We start from the raw sequence: 17,808 nt of genomic DNA, 5'->3' as shown, positions 1-17,808 counted from the left end.
ATGCTCGGGGTGGAAAGCTCATCCTATAAACTGTGATACGTATCTATAAAATTTTCCTGCATAATTATCATGAAAAATTAAGTTGGCCATAAACACAATAATCTTTGATTCGAAACGTCAACCTTTGGTTCGAAACTTCAGATTTTATAGTATTGGTCGTTATATAATAGAGCGTTGGCTTTGGGTGTTATCGAACAATTAACAAAGCAAAGCATTGATTAGAATTTTAAGGCTTCCTCACAAGGGAAGCTTTTATGGGCCCTGACCTAAAAAGAGGAAATTTATGAGTAGTATGGGCATTGCCATTGCGGCAACTGGCCTTTCACTCGTCCTGATATTTGTTTGGATGATCTCGTTATCGATGCGTAAGCAACGTATTGAGGCTGAGAGGAAAGCTCGAGAACAGGCGTATCGCAGAGCGATGCAAAAAGCGCGAGAGCAGGAGAGACAGGATCGTTTGTTTAAAGCAGAAACAGGACATATTCCGACCATTTTGTTTTTGGCGAAAGAGGCGGAGCGAGAGAATGCTAAACAAGCGCTGTACTGGTATGACAAAGCGGCGAAACTGGACAATGTGACTGGTATGTATGGTGTTGTCCGAATGAGTGAGCGAATGCGAGAAGACGTCGTGTTAAAAGAGCAGGCAAACTTTTGGCGGACAGCGATTTCTGGCATGGAGGGGGATGTTGAAGCCAAATTTGCCACCGGAAAAGCGCTTGTGTTTGGTCGAGGTACAGAGCAAAACTTAACGAAAGGAATACAGCTGATTGAATCGGCAGCCAACGAGGGGTGTATCGCTGCTATGTTGTATATGGGCGAATGGCAATTGTCACCTGACAACATGTCAGGCCATAGTGCCGATGCTTTGTATTGGTTTATGAAAGCGGCAGAGCAAGACAGTGCTGATGGTAAAATCCAAGTTGGTCTATGTCATTTAAATGGTGTAGGGACTGAGATGAGCATGGTGAAAGGCTGTTACTGGTTAGAGCGAGCAGCAGAAAGTGGAAACGCAGAAGCGATGTGCCGTGCTGGAGAAGCTTGGAAAGATACCAGCAAAACAGGAAATGCTATTGCTTATATTTGGCTATTTTTGTCTGCAAATCTAGGCTATGAACCAGCCCGAGCGTTACGAGATGAAGTAGCTGGAAACATTGGTGTTGATGTGGTTGTCGGTTTGCAATCTATCGCGAAGCCATTGCAAAGGAAGCTGGCGTCCGGAATGGTAAAGAAACACTCTATCATCCGAGCGCTCAACAAAGTCTATAAGCGTGATTCTTACTTTCCTAGTACAGAAGAGTTGAGTGAGTTTTCGCTGGATGCCCACCCTCAAGGTGAAAACACCTTAGAGTTTGAGCCGGAATCAAATATGATGGACTCATTCGAGCAAACAGATTCGCCGAGGCAGCCATCAAAAGAAGCGCTCGATTTTACTCAGAACTTTTTATCGCCCCAACACACGCCTAAATAACGTAAAGCCTCATTCGTTTACATACCGTAAAGAATGGGGCTTTTTGCTATCGAGTTGCGCTAATTCTAGCGTATCTCACCTGAGCTTCCTTTTTTTAAGGTATCCATGTTCATTCTCACTGGACCAAACAGTTTGAGGTTGGTGGGAATCATTTACTACGCAAGAAGAGCGGGGCCATTTTGTCGGGAAGTTAGGCGGGAAATGATAACGTAATGGATGAATTTTATAAAAAAGTGATCTTGACTCGGTTTTCAACATAAGTAAGAACGAATTGAATTCTATATGATTGAATGATACTAAAAGGAGGGAAATCTCCCCTTGGCGTTGAATGAAAAATATGTTCAAGAAAAAATATTTATTTCACTATTTTGATTATTAAGTCAAATATTATGATTTGAGTGTTAATTGTATCTTCTAGCAATACAATATCTAATGAATTGGATTAACTATAATATTGTTAAATCTTATTTTCTATTTTTGAAACGAAAAATCTCAGTTGATTTATATTCTATTTAATTGCAGTATTGCCAAAAATTAAAGTTAGATGAATTTTTAAATATGGTCTAAAAGCCGGTTTATCTTTTTGAACATAAATTTTCGAATTAGTGCAAAATTTATGTCTATTAGAGATTTGTGTATGTTGAGAATCATTAGTGCAGATAAGTTCATCTCTTCAAGGTTTATCTTGGAATACAGCAAAGTGGAATTTGCATCGTTGTTGGGTGTTTCCGTTGCTAAGATAACCAATATAGAGAATGGAAAAACATCGATTCCCCCGGTGTACGATTACGCCATTAACCATTTGCTCAGTGAACATCCCTTTAAAGACAGTGCAGTAGAGGCTTTGAGCTCTCACGAGACGCTGAATTTTGCTCGCCGTGTTGATGTTAACAGTAAGGTTCAACGCTTGTCCTGTAAGCGCTGTGATAGTAGGCACTTACATGTCATGGCAGGAATGAGTGGTCTCTACTTTGTGGAATGTATGGATTGTAAACACACCATGTATTCATCCGGCATTGCGGTAAAACGGTATCAGCAATGGTCGAACAATGGCGTTAAGCTCGACAGTCACCAATTTGACTAGTGAGTATTACTTTATATTTACGTAAAAGCCATCAGCAGAAATGTTGATGGCTTTTTGTTTGTGGTTGATAAGTTATTAGCTGAGGTTTATATATTGTTAAGTCAGGTTTGTATATTGTTAATTTCAGTCTCCATAAAACAAGGTGGATAAATATTGAGTGATTGAAATCACAAAATCTTACTTCACAATAATTTAAATATAAATAACCAATAGTGTCGTCACATAATTTCTTTGTGTTTTAAATGTTAATCTAGTTCGATATCATCGGATTGTTGAAAGGAAAGTGATGAAGATCGCGAAATTTTATTTCGAGAAAATTCAGTTTTAAATTGTGAACGTATAGTCACGAAATTTGTTTTATGAATTTAAATTAAAAATCCAGTTTGTAATATCTGTCCCTGTCGTTTTTATGGAACAAATAAGAGATATTCAAATGAAACGTTTAATTATTGGTGTTAGTAATTATATGCCAGAAGATTTCAGTTTATTATCTGAATCTTTAGATGAACAATTTAACCGCACTCTAAAGCCACTAGAACACGTAGAATTAACGGACGTTGGTGCTGCAATTATTACCTCTGCAGATATTAAAGTTGGTCTGCATAAAATGATTTCAGAAACGGGTTACGGCATTCCAGTTTTTCTCGTGACCGACGAAAATCCGGTATCAGCAGAAGACTATGTCTGGTTAACCGGCGTTATTGATTTGGAAAGACAGTCGATTGAGTATTACGGTCGCCAAATCAATGAAGCTGCAACCAAATACGAGTGCCGCTTACTTCCTCCTTTCTTCAAGCAATTAACGCATTATGTGGAGATGGGTAACTCTGCGTTCGACTGTCCAGGGCACCAAGGTGGTCAATTCTTCAAAAAACACCCTGCAGGTAAACAGTTCTACGATTTCTTCGGTGAAAACCTATTCCGTAGTGACTTGTGTAACGCGGACGTTGATTTAGGTGACTTACTGATCCACGAAGGTTCTGCACACCAAGCTCAAGCGCACGCAGCAAAAGTGTTCAACTCAGACAAAACCTACTTCGTACTAAACGGCACTTCTGCTTCAAACAAAGTGGTTTGTAACGCGTTAGTGACCGAGGGTGACTTGGTGATGTTTGACCGTAACAACCACAAATCAAATCACCACGGCGCATTGATCCAAGCCGGCGGTATGCCCGTTTACCTAGAAACGGCACGTAACCCTTGGGGCTTTATCGGTGGTATGGATGAGCACTGTTTTGATGAAGAATACATCCGTGCTCAAATCGCGAAAGTGTCACCAGAGCGCGCACGTGATGAACGTCCATTCCGTCTTGCGATCATCCAATTAGGTACTTACGACGGTACGATCTACAACGCACGTTATGTGATGGATAAGATTGGCCACCTTTGTGACTACATCCTATTTGACTCGGCATGGGTGGGCTACGAACAGTTCATTCCTATGATGAAAGATTGCTCTCCACTCTTGTTGGATCTGAAACCAGAAGATGCAGGTGTGATCGTGACGCAGTCTGTTCACAAGCAACAAGCTGGCTTCTCTCAAACTTCGCAAATCCACAAAAAAGACCACCATATCAAAGGTCAGGCTCGTTACTGTAACCACAAACGCTTTAATAACGCGTTTATGATGCACGCATCTACATCGCCATTCTACGCGTTGTTCTCAGCATTGGATGTGAACGCGAAGATCCACGATGGCGAAGCAGGTCTGCGCTTATGGCGTGATGCGGTTAAGACGGGTATTGAAGCACGTAAAGAAATCCTGAAAAGCTGTGAGTTGATCCGTCCGTTCATTCCAGATCAAGTCGATGGTCAACCATGGGGCAGCTACGACACCGATCTTATCGCAAGTAACAAGAAGTTCTTCATGTTTGAGCCGAACGCAAGCTGGCACAAATTCGAAGGTTACGGGGAAGGCCAGTACTTTGTTGACCCTTGTAAATTGCTACTCACCACAGCAGGTATTGCTGAAGATGGCAGCTATGCAGACTTCGGCATTCCTGCAACGTTGTTGGCTAACTTCCTACGTGAAAACGGCATCATCCCAGAGAAGTGTGACTTGAACTCTATCTTGTTCTTGCTCACGCCAGCAGAGGACATGGGTAAGATCCGTCACCTTGTCGCGCAAATTAACCGCTTCGAGAAGTTCATTCGTGATGATGCGCCGTTAAACATCGTGCTACCTCGCGTTTATGAAGCGAATAAAGAACGCTACCGCGGCTACACCATTCGTCAGCTATGTCAGGAAATGCATGACATGTACAAAGAGCTGAACGTGAAACAGCTACAAAAAGCGATGTTCCGAAGCGAATACTTCCCAACGATGGTCCATAAGCCAGACGTTGCGACACGCAAATACTTCCGCGGTGAGTGTGATTACTTACCACTTAAAGAAGCGGTAGGCCGTGTCGCAGCAGAAGGCGCACTTCCTTACCCTCCAGGCATCATCTGTGTGATCACTGGTGAAGTATGGACACAACATGTTGTCGATTACTTCTTGTCGTTAGAAGAGGGTATCAACCGATTCCCAGGCTTTGCACCAGAGATCCAAGGTGTGTACCTAGAAGACGTCAATGGCCGCACCACAGCCCATTGTTATGCCCTAAAAGATTAATCTACCCGTTCGCGCTGTGACTGATTGTTGCAGTGCGAACCGTTTATTCGTGGAGAATAATTTATGAGTACTGAAACCAAAAAAATGTCGGTGGTGCAGCTAACTATTTTGACATTCATTAACATGGCTGGCTCGGGCATCATCATGCTGCCAAGTAAGTTAGCGCAAGTGGGCACAATTTCGATTTTGTCTTGGCTGATTACCGCGATGGGGTCGTTGGCTCTTGCCTATGTATTCGCAAAGTGTGGTCGCTTTAGTAAACGTGACGGTGGTATGAATGGTTATGCGTCATACGCGTTTGGTAACTCGGGTGCATTTATGGCGGGTTGGACGTATGGTTTGTCATTGTTGATAGCCAACATTGCGATTGCGATTACCTGTGTTGGCTATGGCTCGGCTTTCTTTGAAGTGACCTTAACGCCAGTAGAAACCTGTTTGTACACCATCGCTATCCTTTGGATTTGTACATTCGCTAACTTTGGTGGTGCGAAGATCACAGGTCAAATCGGTTCGTTCACGGTTTGGGGCGTCATCCTACCGGTCTGTTCTTTGGGTATTGTTGGTTGGTTCTACTTTAGCCCAACGATGTACATCGACGCTTGGAACCCACACCACTTACCATTTGGTGAAGCGGTGAGTGCATCTATCGCGATGACGCTATGGGCATTCCTAGGTTTAGAGTCGGCATGTGCGAACTCAGAAGCCGTAGAAAACCCAGAGAAAAACGTACCAATCGCCGTTTTGGGTGGTACGTTGATTGCGGCAGTGGTTTACATTGTTTCAACCAATATCTGTTCTGGTATCGTAGCGAACTCTGAACTTGCTGCATCGACAGCGCCATTCTCAACCGTATGGACAGTGATGCTAGGTTCTACCGCTGGTAAAGTCGTTGCGGGTATGGCAGTTCTTGCTTGTGCAGGCTCACTACTGGGTTGGCAGTTCACTATCGCATCCGTATTCAAATCATCTTCAGATGCAGGCTTCTTCCCTAAATTGTTCTCACAAGTTGATAAACGTGGCACGCCAATCAAGGGTATGGTCGCCATTACCGTTATCCAGTCGGTGCTGTCTTTGATGACCATCTCACCAACATTGAATGAGCAATTTGAATCACTGGTTAACCTAGCGGTTGTGACGAACGTGATTCCTTACATCCTATGTATGGGGGCAATCTTTATCATGCAGCAAGTGGCGCACGTGCCTGAGCGCGAAATGAAAACGACGAACATCATCGCTCTGGTTGGCTCTCTTTACAGCTTCTATGCACTGTATGGTTCAGGCTATGAAGCCATGATGTGGGGATCGATCGTGACGTTCCTAGGATGGAGTGCTTATGGTCTTATCGCTTCCAAGCATGAGCCTTTAGCAAACTAGTAATAATAAATGAGCCTTCCCATACGCAGTGCGGAAGGCTTTTTTGTTTAACCTTTGATGCCAAAAGGAGAAAAACACGTAACCCACAACGTGAAAACTCATTTTCGATAATTGGAGGACAAAGATGATAAGCCAACCTGTTAAAATCGGTGACGATACCGTCGTAGTCATTCCAAGCGTGATTTTGAATGAACTAGGGATAAAAGATGGAGACTCCTTAGAAATTGCGCTTAATAAAGACAAAATGGAAGTAAAAAAAATGGTGCTGAAAACCAGTGAACCGGACGATTCGAGTAAAGAAAGCTAGAATTGAGTTAGAGAATCTTGGTTTGTCAGATACACTACTGGTTTCGCAAATCTGGCGCTCGCCGCTGTCTTTGAACTATTGATAACAACAAGAAGAGGTCTGGTACTATGCAAGGTATCCTCTCTATACAATCGCATGTTTCTTTTGGTCACGCTGGTAACAGTAGTGCCGTTTTCCCAATGCAACGCATGGGCTTCGAAGTGTGGCCAATTCACACCGTTCAATTTTCTAACCACACTCAGTACCAAGAGGGATGGACCGGACGTGCGTTCTCTGCTGATGACATCAGCGATCTCGTTTGTGGTTTAAATAACATTGGTGCGTTAGAAAAGTGCCAAGCTGTGTTGACGGGTTATCAAGGCAGCGCAGAACAATGCCTTGCTGTTGTTGATACGGTCACCAAGGTAAAACAAGCGAATCCAGAAGCGCTTTACGTGTGTGATCCTGTGATGGGTGCGCCAGATAAAGGTTGTATCGTGGCTCCGGGCATTGCAGAAAATTTGCTAACGCGTTTGATGCCAATGGCTGATGTTATTGTGCCGAACCAGTTTGAGTTGAGCCAATTTGCTGAGATGGAAATTCATACGTTAGACGATGCAATTACAGCATGTCAGCGTGCATTAGCAAAAGGTCCGAAAGTGGTGCTTGTTAAACACCTTTACTGCCTATCTGATACCAGTTTTAACATGTTATTGGCAACGCAAGAAGGTACGTATTTAGCGAAACGTCCTCATTTTGAATTTGCCAAAGCACCTGTGGGCGTTGGTGATTTGATCTCGGCGATCTTTACCGCCGGTCTATTGAAAGGCTGGTCAGCAAAAGAAGCATTCCAGCACTGTCATGATGCTTGTTACGGTGTGTTAAACACGACTTATCAAGCTGGCGAGTGGGAGCTGCAAACCATTAAGGCTCAGCAAGAGTTTGTTGAACCAAGTGAGCATTTCCCGTTGGAAGAAGTGACACTCAGCCAAGCCTAGTTTTTTCCGTGCAATGCTCGGATGACTGTTAATCTGGCTATCACAACAAATTGCATAAAAAAGGGGGAGCCGATGATTGGCTCCCCCTTTTTGTTTAATCGCTGTTAGCGTCTAATGCTGTTAGTGACTAATTCTATAATTATTAGTTTATGCCTGTGTTTTTTGCTGTTCTGCTTGGCATACCGCTGCAGTAAAGATAACGTCAGTGGAACTGTTCAGAGCCGTTTCTGCAGAATCTTGAATTACGCCGATAATAAAGCCAACCGCTACCACTTGCATTGCTACGTCATTTGAAATACCAAATAGACCACATGCAAGAGGAATAAGCAGCAAAGAGCCACCTGCCACACCTGATGCACCACATGCCGATACCGCGGCTACAATGCTGAGTAGCAATGCGGTCATTAGGTCAACTTCGATGCCCATCGTATGCACAGCCGCAAGTGTTAGAGTAGTAATTGTGATTGCTGCACCAGCCATGTTGATTGTTGCACCAAGTGGAATCGATACAGAGTACGTATCTTCATCAAGGTTCAGTTTTTCACATAGCGTCATGTTTACTGGGATATTTGCTGCACTTGAGCGTGTGAAAAATGCCGTTACACCACTTTCACGTAGGCATTGGAAAACCAGTGGGTAAGGGTTTTGTTTCGTTTTGTAGAAGACAATCGCTGGGTTGACAACTAGCGCAATAATCGCCATTGCACCGAGCAGTACGGCTAACAGGTGAGCGTAGCTTGCTAGTGCACCAAAACCCGTTGTTGCAAATGTAGAGGCAACAAGGCCAAAAATACCAAATGGTGCCAAGCGAATAATAAAGCGAACAATGTGTGACACACTGTGGCTCAAATCTTCGAATACCGCTTTTGTTGTTGCAGACGCGTGGTGCAGTGCTAAGCCTAGACCAACACCCCAAGCAAGAATACCAATGTAGTTAGCTTGTACTAGAGCATTAACCGGGTTATCAACCAGTTGGAATAACAAGGTATGAATGACTTCAGCAATGCCTTGTGGTGGCGTTGCACCCTCTGCACCGGTGACTAGCGTTAAATGGGTCGGGAAAAGGAAACTTAGTACTACTGCGGTTAGTGCCGCGAAGAAAGTACCCGCTAGGTATAGCACCACGATTGGACGCATGTAGGTGTGTTGGTTTTTCTTTTGATTCGCGATAGACGCTGCGACCAAGATAAAAACTAGGATAGGAGCGATCGCTTTCAGTGCGCCAACAAATAGGCTACCAAGCATACCAACGCTTTCTGCATGGCTTGGTGAGACCGTGGCAAGTAAGATACCTAAAGCGATACCGACGAGGATTTGGATAACGAGGTTGCCACGAGCATATCGGGCAACGAGACTGTTGTGTTGCATACTTCATTCCTGCAATTTATGTCTAAGCAACGGCACATCGTCAGTTATTACCGGGAGGTAATGTTCCTTGAACGAAAAGGATCTGAATATGGGTTCTGCGTTGCCAAGAGAACGGACTATCAATTTCCTATTTATACTTAAGTGACTCGCCAATGAGGCTCAACTTTATAACATTAGGTTTTGGTTTACGGACCCTATCAATGATAACCGAGTGAGTGCCACTGGTTAACTAAGTGGTTGTTGTCTCTTAAACCAAATTATTTTCGCTGAGCTAAGCATTTCACGACAACTTGGGTATATTTATCCAGCAGATTCACCTGTTGAATATCACACATCTTAGCTTGGTAATATTTTGTGTCTAGTTTTTGTTTGTTCTAAGGACGATTGTTTACAGAATGTTGTTTTGGGTAAGGGTGGTGTTGTTATGTGTAACTAGGTATTAATGAGCAGCAATTTAGAGTGAAAAAAGGAGACTTTCGCCTCCTTCGTTTTATCGATAATTGAAAGACAACAGGCTAGAAACCTTGCTGGCGCTTACGTTTTCCATCAATCGTACTGCGCACCATCTTGCCAAACTGTTTGTTCTGCGCTCTCTGCTCTGCGAGACTGGCTCCATTGTGGGCTTGTTCACGCAATAACTTTTGATAGTTAGTAAAGCGGCGCATTTCTAAAGAGCCATCTTCAATTGCAATTTGAACTGCGCAACCCGGCTCCGTTTGATGCTGACAATCACTGAATCGACAGTTTTCCGCTAGTGCTTCAATATCCGCAAAGGTCTCACTCACGCCTGCTTCGCAATCCGCCAATTGGATCTCTCGCATTCCAGGGGTATCCATCAAGATCCCACCAGAAGCTAGAAGATGGATTGAGCGTGAAGTGGTTGTGTGCCGACCCTTGCTGTCATCTTCACGAATACCACCAGTAGCTTGCTCTTGCTCGCCAAGTAGAGTGTTCACTAAAGTGGATTTCCCAACCCCAGAAGAGCCGATAAACGCGACGGTTTGACCTTCACCACACCAACTCATTAACTTGGCGACGTCTGACTCATTGAGACCATTAACGCTTTCTACCATAAGCAGTGGGTCGAGCTTTTGTACCTGAGCTTTGAGTTCGTCAGCATCATCACATAAGTCAGCTTTTGTTAGCACAATAACGGGCTCGACGTCGGCGTCATTAACGAGTGTTAAGTAACGCTCAATGCGGCTGAGGTTAAAGTCGTGATTTAGTGAACAAACGATGAAGACAGTATCCACGTTGGCGGCGATAAGTTGCTCGGCGACTTTACTGCCTGCTGCTTTACGACTGAATAAGCTGCGGCGCTCGAGTAAACGAGAAAACTGTTGTTGGTGGTCTAGTATCACCCAGTCGCCAACCGTCATGCTAGGTAACGAAGCATGAATAGGCAAATGGGTTTCACCTTGTTCACTTACCACAACATAGCCACTGCGATGGTGAGCAATCACTCGCGCGAAAAGCGTGTCTTCGTAATCGTCTAACGTCAGTTGTTGTTGAAAAAAGGGTTTCCAACCTAATAGCTTTAATGGGTTAGGTTGAGTAAGTAGTGTTTCACAAAAAGAATGTGTTTTATTCATTATTGAATTATCCCAGACGCAACAAAGCGCCTTAATACTAATCGCATAAGGGTCTAATTCGCATAGAGCTGACCCCGGTGAAAACCGGGCAAAGAAAGGAGGGGTGTGGCTTAACCACGAGAAAAAGTTGGACGTTTACCCTTTCACTGCCCAGTTAGTGTTATTTAATACAATCATCATATTTCCTCTTGGTTGGGTGATTAACGAGCGGAGTATAACGGCTGTTATTTGATTGATACAACTCATTTGCGTTTTGATATGTGTTTTATTCGACGTTCTTCCATCTCTTGTGAGTAGGTATTGGCTTTTACGCCGTAAATGATTTGGATATGGCGATCATCGATGGCTACCACTCCATACGCTCCATGCTGTTTCAACGCGCTTCTATCCACGATTGCAGTATCTTTTAGTGTTAGGCGTAACCTTGTGGCGCAAGCCCCTGTTTCGACCAAATTTTGCAAACCACCAATGGCTTGTATGATGGTGTCGACATCTTGCTCAAGATTGGGATTTACTTGGGTCAGCATTTTAAAAAGACGAGAAAGGGCTTTTAACATGGTGAGAAGCTCGTTTGGCAACAGGGCTTTGTTTATAGCGTAGGCGCAGCGCTTTAGCTCTGATTTAGAACAAAAAACTCCTCACGTTTGAGGAGCTTTGAATTGATTTGTCGAGCAAGCATTAATGGTGGTGTTCGTGCTTTTTCATTCCGGCCATGACTTTCTTCACGGGCGCGGTAAAGCTTTGTTTTTGGCCGTTATCATAAGTGACTGTAACATCGATTTCATCCCCATCATTAAGCGGCTTTTTAAGGTCGAATAGCATAATGTGGAGGCTACCTGGTTTTAGCTCTGTGGTTTCTTTTGCGGTTAGTGTGATGCGTTCAATTTGGCGCATTTTCATCACGTCACCATCGGTAATGACATCATGCAATTCCACTTTACCTGCCGCCGGTGTTTCTGCTGCGATAATATTGATGTCTTCTGGGCTACGATTGGCAAACGTGACAAATACGGCGCTGGTGGTTGCGCCAGGCGCCATTGCACGAGCATAGGGTTCATGTGGCATGACTTTTAAGTCCGCTTGAGCAAATGGGCTTAGAAGAATGGCACTAAGAGCCAGAGTTTTGAGTGCATTATTTGCTTTCATTATTCGTTCCTTCGGCAGTCAATTGCGAGATCGCATTTACGATCGGCGCAGGCGTTAATGTATGTGGCACTTTTGTTATGAGCGTGCCATCGGGCTTCAAAAAGTAGAAATAAGAACTGTGGTCCAGTGTGTACTTAAGTTCTGAACCTTCAAGTTCTGTTTTACGAAAAATAACGCCGTACTTATGAGCGAGAGGTGTCGTCACGTCGAGTGGGGCAGAGAGCCCCTCAATCATTGGGTGAAAGTAGTGGGCGTATTTGGCTGAGGAATCGGCTTCGTCACGCTCTGGGTCAAGAGAAACAAACATTGGTCGAAGCTGCGCTTTTTGCGAGTCGTCAATTTGGTTGAGTGCGCCTGCAAGCATGGCTAATGATGTTGGACAGACATCAGGGCAACGCGTAAAGCCAAAATAGACAATGCGAATGCGGTCATCGTTGGTATCGAAAATATCGACAGGTTTATTGCCCTCACCGAACAACACACTTTGCGTAGCAGCGGTTTCTTGTCGGTTTTCTACTTCCTTTCGGCTATCGAGGTAAGTTTTGGTTCCGAAGCCGAATACAAATGCGACGACCAAAAACAGAGACCAGTTGCGGCTCATATTGACTCCTTATCTTTGCATTTTTATGGCTGGGTTAAGGGTGTTGGTGCCATCAGAAAGTTCACCTAACCACGTCATTGAGCCATGTGTACAAACGGGAAGCGTGATGTCGCCAACGAATTTACCCGAAGATACTCTTTTTAGTATGAATGTGGGTTTTCCCATGTCCATTTCACGGCCCACTAAACTGAGAACCAGTTGGTCGGCACCATTGTCTTTCCAGCTGACTTCGATTTGGGCTGGAATGAGAGGTTGAGCGGTGTCCACGCTTAGCGTCATTGAGACATCATCTTGCACACATGCTTGTGTTGAAAGGAGGCAATATCCATCTAGTGAGGTCAATTCTGATGGTGAAGAAAAATGTTTGATAAGGGTAGGCGCATAAAAACCCGCTACGAGCGCGACTGCGACCCCTGCAATTTTTAACACTTTCATTAAGATTCAGTACGTAACACTTAACATTGCTGCATCCTAGCACAGATACAATGGGTGAAAACTTTCCATATTGATAAATTGTGCGCTGAATCCTGCCTAGTGTGATTATTTGGACATAAAAAAAGCGGAGCTCTTGGCTCCGCTTTAGATTGAATATCATCGTATCTATTTGTTTGAATCTGCGAACTTTTCTAGGCCAAGCACTAACGCAATGGCAGCAAACATCATAATAACGGCGATCACTAATTGTGATGGTTGAGAGGTGATGTGTTCAAATTCAAACGGCGACAGGTTTTGTTGCAGCAACGGTACTTGCTCACCTTTCGAGTTTGTACGCCATGTTAATGTTTCTTTCCAAGGCCAGATCTTCGGCAGAGTGCCAATCATCAATCCCGTAAGGAACATTAATGTGAGATCACGAAACTTACGGAGTAACCAGGATAACAGATGAGAGAATGACAATAAGCCACCGACACAGCCAATTAAAAACAGCGCAAGGATATCAATTTCAAAGCCTTTTACGGCGCCTAAAACAGGCGTGTACATGCCAATAAGCAGCAAAATAAAGCTGCCTGAGATACCCGGTAGAATCATTGCACAAATTGCGATAGCACCAGCAAGAACCGTGTTAATTGCTGTTGGCTCCATGTGCAGTGGCTTTAGTACCGTGATGCTGTAGGCAAAACCAATACCAATTAATAATGCGATAAAGCGAACGGCATCGCGCTTTTCTACTTGGCGAATGATGTGGTACACAGAGACCAAAATCAGACCAAAGAAGAATGACCAAATTGGAATTGGGTGGGTGTCTAGAAGCCAGGTAATTAACTTGGCTAATGTCGCGATACTGGTAAAAATGCCAGCAAACAGTGAAATTAGAAAGAAACCATTAATGTGGTTAAACGCCGCTTTAAAGCCGTCCTTTCTCCAGATTCCGAAAAGAGAGGGGTTAATGCGTCGAATACTCTCTAGCAGTGTATCGTAAATACCTGTGATGAATGCGATGGTGCCGCCAGATACACCAGGGACAACATCGGCTGCTCCCATGGCTATCCCTTTTAAAAAAGTGGTTAGATAGTTCATTTCTTAGTTACTAAGTCATATGGATGGGAGTGAGTATACAAACATTGCTGTCAAAAAAGTATGAAATCGTTATTTCTAAATCAAAGAGCAAGGCCTTTGCGAGTAAAGTCATTCTCGTGGCTCATAAATTACTCATAATGAAATTATTTCATTATGAGTAATTTATCATTTACCAAGTTAATTTTCGTATTGCAATTGCGATTTGCATTCTGTTTTTGCATATTGCAATTTTTGCCTTGTGCAGCGTCACTGATATGAGATCTAGTGCCCAAAAATAATACTTCCAATATTGGCATGGTTAATGCATAATTCTTGTCGACCCTTCTTAAGCCGAGGGTCACCTAGCCAACTGACGTTGTTAGTGAATATACATTGTTCACATCATACATAAGCCAATCGCGATTGTTGCGATTGGCTATTTTTTTGCCTTTTGTATATTCATGTTAGATTAAAATAGTGCTTTCAAAGCGTATTTAGGCTTTTGGCACACAGTTATGATTTGAATAATGACGTGTCGAAAATAAAAGTGAAACATATGTAAAATGTTTTTTACCAGTTTTGCAATTTGCACTCTTTTATAAAAAAGGGCCGACGCATAACGCCAACCCTTATCTAAAGGCCATATTACAAGTAAGGCTACTTGCTTAAGTTAATGATGATTTCATCGCGTTTAATAACCCATTAATTGCAATAAATTCTCCGCTGTAACGATCGCTTCTTTACGATTTGCGATATTCAGTTTTTGATACAGATTGCGAATATGCGTTTTGATCGTGGTTCCCGCGACATCAAGCTCTTGAGCTATCTGCTCGTTGCTAAAGCCAGAGTAAATCAATCCAAGGACTTGCCATTCACGTTGAGTCAATGGGCTCGTGCGCACGAGCTCTGGCACATTCGGGTGGTTAACCAATTTCTCGATGAAGTCTTCATCAAAGTGAATAGAGCGGCTGCGTTGGTTCGATGAGATGTCTTTCATCAATTGCTGTGCACGGTGACGTTCAAGATCGCCGAGCTCATGACGCAGGCTGAGTTTTTCTAATAAGCTACCAATCGTTGCTCCATCAATTAAGAAGTTGCCGACCATTCCGGTTTGGTTCGTCATCACTAATGCTTCTTTTAGTAGCGCTTTGGCTTGCTCTTCATCTTTTTGACGGGCTGCAAATACCGCTTCTACGACAAGGTTTCGGTTGGTATCGGTAATCAAACTGGTTCGGTGCGCTTCACTTTTCAAGAATGTAAGTGCTTGACGAGCTTCATCGTACTGACCCAAGTTGATGTGAGCGCGCACAATATTGCGCCATTGCAATTGTTGAAAGTGGTTGCAAGCGGATTCGGGGCGAACAGCAGTGTCTAACCATTCTTGAATGGCTTCAGTATTTCCGCGTGCTTGCCAGAACAATATCAATGAAAGGGATGCGTTTGCTGTCCAATCGACGTGGTAAATGGACTGCTTCATCAAATGTTGGATATGTTCGATAAACTTACCCGCTTTGTCCAACTCTCCTCGACCAATTGCAATGCGTGCAAGCATTGAGTAACTGTGTAAATGCTTACTAGGAGAGTGGTTTTCAAGAATTTGTAACCCTTTGTATGCACATTCTTCCGCTTCATCCAAACGATTCCAGCACCAGAGCACTTGTGCACGAATACGCAGTAAGAACTCATGAAGAGGAACATGTTGTAATTGCTGATCTTCGATAAGGCGGAATGCAGAATCTTGCAGTTCGTATGCTGCTTGAACGTAACCTTGTGCAATCATGATTTCGCTTTGTTGCAGAATTGCCCACAGAGCTTGATGGTAAACTTGGTATTGACGAGCAAGTTTTTCTGTTTGCTGCATCATTGGCAGGGCGCGATCGAGTTTTCCGAGTACGTGGTTTACTTCTCCCACAACAGAGGTCGCGACAATGCGGCTACGATATACGGTGGGATCCAATTGGCTGAGTGCCAGTTCGGCCAATTCCAACGCGCGCTCTGGTTGGTTACTGTTGATAGCAACCTGAGCGAGTAGCGCATTCGCTTGACCTTGATAACCTGAATCGAGTTCAATATTACGTTTTTGATGCTCTTCTTCTGCCTCCGCTAGTAGCTCTCCAACTTGATTGTAGCGGTGTTGGCTTTGCGCCAACCATGCACGTAACATGGACAGCTTAGGGTGGCTGAATAACAGTTCTCTATCCAGTTGATTGATCGCTTCTTCGAGGGTGGTTAGCTCACCTTGGTTAAACATCTTCCAACCAAATTCGTTTAGAATTTCCACGATCAAATCGGTATCGCTCGACTTTTGCGCATGGTGAATAGCTTGGTGGGGTGATTTTTGTTTTAGCCAAGCGACCGCAGCATTGCGGTGTAAATCTTTTTCTTGTTGTGGAATGCGGGCTAAACGTTCGTGTGATAAGAACTCACCAAACAAATTGTGGAAGCGGAACCAGTTCTGCTCTCCCTCTAGAGGATAGATAAACAAACCATAACGGTTTAGCGACTCAATCATTCCTAGCGCATCTTCGCGTTGAGTCAAAGCGAATACGAGTTCGTCATTAAAGTGATCGAGAACAGACACTTGCATTAAAAAGTGGCGCGTTTCGTTGTCGAGTAAATCAAAGACTTCTTCGACCAAGTAATCCCATAAATGCGCGTGATTAAATTGAGAAACTGATTCGACGGTTTGCGCTAAGGTGCGATTTTGATGTTGTGCTTGAAGTGCTATCAACTGTAACGCAGACGGCCAACCCTCGACATAGGTGCGTAGATTGTTTGCCATGTCTTCATCGATACCATCGGCGATGCGCTGATTAAAAAAGCGCGTCGTTTCTTCTGTATCGAATGCCAACATTTCATTGCCGATTTCGATCATTAAATCACGGACACGCAAGTTTGCAGTGCCAAGTGGTGGCGCCGCACGACTTGTTACTACCACCGTTAGGTTATCGGGCATGTGCTTTAAGAAAAATCGCATGGACTCATGAATTTCGTCGTTGGTGACCAAATGGTAATCATCCAATACAACATAACACTCGTGTTGAAAGTCGGACATTTCAGCGAAAACTTCGCTAAATAATGATCGTAATGAAGAGAACTGACGCTTTTCAGCAAGCTTTTGCGCATTTGAGCAGTTGTAGTTTGTGGCTTTATTCAATGCTTGCAGTAGGTAGTTTACGAAGCGAAAACCGTCGTTATCACTGTCGTCAATGCTATACCAGCCCACATTGGGCTTATCTGATAACCACTGAGCTGCCATGGTGGTTTTTCCGTAACCAGCAGGCGAGCGGAATAGTACTAATTTGTAGTAAGGCGCTTGTTGTAGTAAGTCCAATACTCGCGGTCGTACGATTGCATTATGTAGGCGACCTGGACGAGTCAGTTTAGATGGAATCCACATTATTTATTCTGTCCTTAATTTTTTGAGCTAGCGAAACTTAAAAGAGACTCACAAGATTAAATTTGTTCTGTGTGAAAATTGTACAGCGTCTTGAGTCGCTTTGGATGTTACGACATCAGAATTGCCTCTGACTTTGATCCACTTCCTAATTCTCAAGAGTTGCTGAAAATGCCACCAACTACGCCCTGTATTTGTGATATTGGTCACTTTAACATCGCAAGTATTGATTTGATGTAGAATGAGTTGCACATCTATGACGAAAAATTTATGGATGTTAGAAATTGAAATGTGATCAATGAGACACTTTTTACACAAGATTAAAAAAGGAAAATAAAAAACGTCATGAACAAAATTTAGTCTTTCTCTGAGTTCACTGTGAT

At 43.6% G+C, this 17,808-nt stretch carries 14 protein-coding genes; 6 read left to right on the top strand and 8 right to left on the bottom strand.

The window, feature by feature from the left end:
- The first annotated feature begins 283 nt into the window (after positions 1-283).
- The 6 genes from VA249_RS20680 (at position 284) to pdxY (ending at position 7,824) form a co-directional block, all read left to right on the top strand.
- On the top strand, positions 284-1,468 hold the full coding sequence (locus VA249_RS20680; protein ID WP_221070864.1) for a tetratricopeptide repeat protein: 1,185 nt from the start codon (positions 284-286) through the stop codon (positions 1,466-1,468).
- 637 nt (positions 1,469-2,105) lie between these two features.
- Positions 2,106-2,552 (top strand): helix-turn-helix domain-containing protein, encoded by a 447-nt coding sequence (locus VA249_RS20675; protein WP_128813399.1) that lies wholly within the window; start codon positions 2,106-2,108, stop codon positions 2,550-2,552.
- Between the two features lie 433 nt (positions 2,553-2,985).
- On the top strand, positions 2,986-5,166 hold the full coding sequence (speF, locus tag VA249_RS20670; RefSeq protein WP_211918446.1) for an ornithine decarboxylase SpeF: 2,181 nt from the start codon (positions 2,986-2,988) through the stop codon (positions 5,164-5,166).
- A gap of 63 nt (positions 5,167-5,229) precedes the next feature.
- On the top strand, positions 5,230-6,540 hold the full coding sequence (gene potE / locus VA249_RS20665) for a putrescine-ornithine antiporter (RefSeq protein WP_221070863.1): 1,311 nt from the start codon (positions 5,230-5,232) through the stop codon (positions 6,538-6,540).
- 124 nt (positions 6,541-6,664) lie between these two features.
- The gene (locus VA249_RS20660; RefSeq protein ID WP_221070862.1) at positions 6,665-6,847 is read left to right on the top strand and encodes an AbrB/MazE/SpoVT family DNA-binding domain-containing protein; all 183 of its coding nucleotides are present in this window, start codon (positions 6,665-6,667) and stop codon (positions 6,845-6,847) included.
- Positions 6,848-6,954: 107 nt separating this feature from the next.
- Positions 6,955-7,824: a pyridoxal kinase PdxY gene (gene pdxY / locus VA249_RS20655; protein WP_221070861.1), complete on the top strand. Its 870-nt coding sequence runs from the start codon at positions 6,955-6,957 to the stop codon at positions 7,822-7,824.
- Positions 7,825-7,971: 147 nt separating this feature from the next.
- Here pdxY and sstT read toward each other — a convergent pair whose 3' ends face one another.
- The 8 genes from sstT to malT all read right to left on the bottom strand — a co-directional run bounded on the left by sstT (position 7,972) and on the right by malT (position 17,428).
- Complete coding sequence (gene sstT / locus VA249_RS20650; RefSeq protein ID WP_221070860.1) at positions 7,972-9,192, bottom strand: serine/threonine transporter SstT; 1,221 nt, start codon at positions 9,190-9,192, stop codon at positions 7,972-7,974.
- Between the two features lie 515 nt (positions 9,193-9,707).
- Positions 9,708-10,784, bottom strand: a complete 1,077-nt coding sequence (rsgA, locus tag VA249_RS20645) for a ribosome small subunit-dependent GTPase A (protein WP_221070858.1) — start codon at positions 10,782-10,784, stop codon at positions 9,708-9,710.
- A 242-nt stretch (positions 10,785-11,026) separates the two neighbouring features.
- A complete protein-coding gene (locus VA249_RS20640) occupies positions 11,027-11,341 on the bottom strand; it encodes a PTS sugar transporter subunit IIB (RefSeq protein WP_128813392.1) in 315 nt (104 codons plus the stop codon).
- 121 nt (positions 11,342-11,462) lie between these two features.
- Positions 11,463-11,930 (bottom strand): copper chaperone PCu(A)C, encoded by a 468-nt coding sequence (locus tag VA249_RS20635; protein WP_221070855.1) that lies wholly within the window; start codon positions 11,928-11,930, stop codon positions 11,463-11,465.
- Entirely contained in the window at positions 11,917-12,531 is a 615-nt protein-coding gene (locus tag VA249_RS20630; RefSeq protein WP_221070853.1) for an SCO family protein, read from the bottom strand. The genes VA249_RS20635 and VA249_RS20630 overlap by 14 nt, the downstream gene beginning before the upstream one ends.
- Positions 12,532-12,540: 9 nt before the next feature.
- Positions 12,541-12,966 (bottom strand): hypothetical protein, encoded by a 426-nt coding sequence (locus VA249_RS20625; protein WP_221070851.1) that lies wholly within the window; start codon positions 12,964-12,966, stop codon positions 12,541-12,543.
- A gap of 165 nt (positions 12,967-13,131) precedes the next feature.
- Positions 13,132-14,049: a polyprenyl-phosphate transporter gene (locus VA249_RS20620; RefSeq protein WP_221070849.1), complete on the bottom strand. Its 918-nt coding sequence runs from the start codon at positions 14,047-14,049 to the stop codon at positions 13,132-13,134.
- Positions 14,050-14,719: 670 nt separating this feature from the next.
- Positions 14,720-17,428, bottom strand: a complete 2,709-nt coding sequence (gene malT / locus VA249_RS20615; RefSeq protein ID WP_221070847.1) for an HTH-type transcriptional regulator MalT — start codon at positions 17,426-17,428, stop codon at positions 14,720-14,722.
- Positions 17,429-17,808: the final 380 nt, after the last annotated feature.

The sequence above is a fragment of the Vibrio alfacsensis genome (assembly GCF_019670485.1).
In the GTDB taxonomy this organism is placed as follows: Bacteria; Pseudomonadota; Gammaproteobacteria; order Enterobacterales; family Vibrionaceae; genus Vibrio; species Vibrio alfacsensis.
Note: the sequence above shows the minus strand (reverse complement) of the source record. Positions and strands in the feature narration are given on the sequence as shown.

Coding starts and splice junctions, on each gene's coding strand:
- VA249_RS20635 (WP_221070855.1), bottom strand. CDS start 11,930: ATGAAAGCAAATAATGCACTCAAAACTCTGGCTCTTAGTGCCATTCTT.
- VA249_RS20675 (WP_128813399.1), top strand. CDS start 2,106: ATGTTGAGAATCATTAGTGCAGATAAGTTCATCTCTTCAAGGTTTATC.
- VA249_RS20680 (WP_221070864.1), top strand. CDS start 284: ATGAGTAGTATGGGCATTGCCATTGCGGCAACTGGCCTTTCACTCGTC.
- VA249_RS20640 (WP_128813392.1), bottom strand. CDS start 11,341: ATGTTAAAAGCCCTTTCTCGTCTTTTTAAAATGCTGACCCAAGTAAAT.
- speF (WP_211918446.1), top strand. CDS start 2,986: ATGAAACGTTTAATTATTGGTGTTAGTAATTATATGCCAGAAGATTTC.
- VA249_RS20630 (WP_221070853.1), bottom strand. CDS start 12,531: ATGAGCCGCAACTGGTCTCTGTTTTTGGTCGTCGCATTTGTATTCGGC.
- VA249_RS20620 (WP_221070849.1), bottom strand. CDS start 14,049: ATGAACTATCTAACCACTTTTTTAAAAGGGATAGCCATGGGAGCAGCC.
- malT (WP_221070847.1), bottom strand. CDS start 17,428: ATGTGGATTCCATCTAAACTGACTCGTCCAGGTCGCCTACATAATGCA.
- potE (WP_221070863.1), top strand. CDS start 5,230: ATGAGTACTGAAACCAAAAAAATGTCGGTGGTGCAGCTAACTATTTTG.
- VA249_RS20625 (WP_221070851.1), bottom strand. CDS start 12,966: ATGAAAGTGTTAAAAATTGCAGGGGTCGCAGTCGCGCTCGTAGCGGGT.
- VA249_RS20660 (WP_221070862.1), top strand. CDS start 6,665: ATGATAAGCCAACCTGTTAAAATCGGTGACGATACCGTCGTAGTCATT.
- rsgA (WP_221070858.1), bottom strand. CDS start 10,784: ATGAATAAAACACATTCTTTTTGTGAAACACTACTTACTCAACCTAAC.
- pdxY (WP_221070861.1), top strand. CDS start 6,955: ATGCAAGGTATCCTCTCTATACAATCGCATGTTTCTTTTGGTCACGCT.
- sstT (WP_221070860.1), bottom strand. CDS start 9,192: ATGCAACACAACAGTCTCGTTGCCCGATATGCTCGTGGCAACCTCGTT.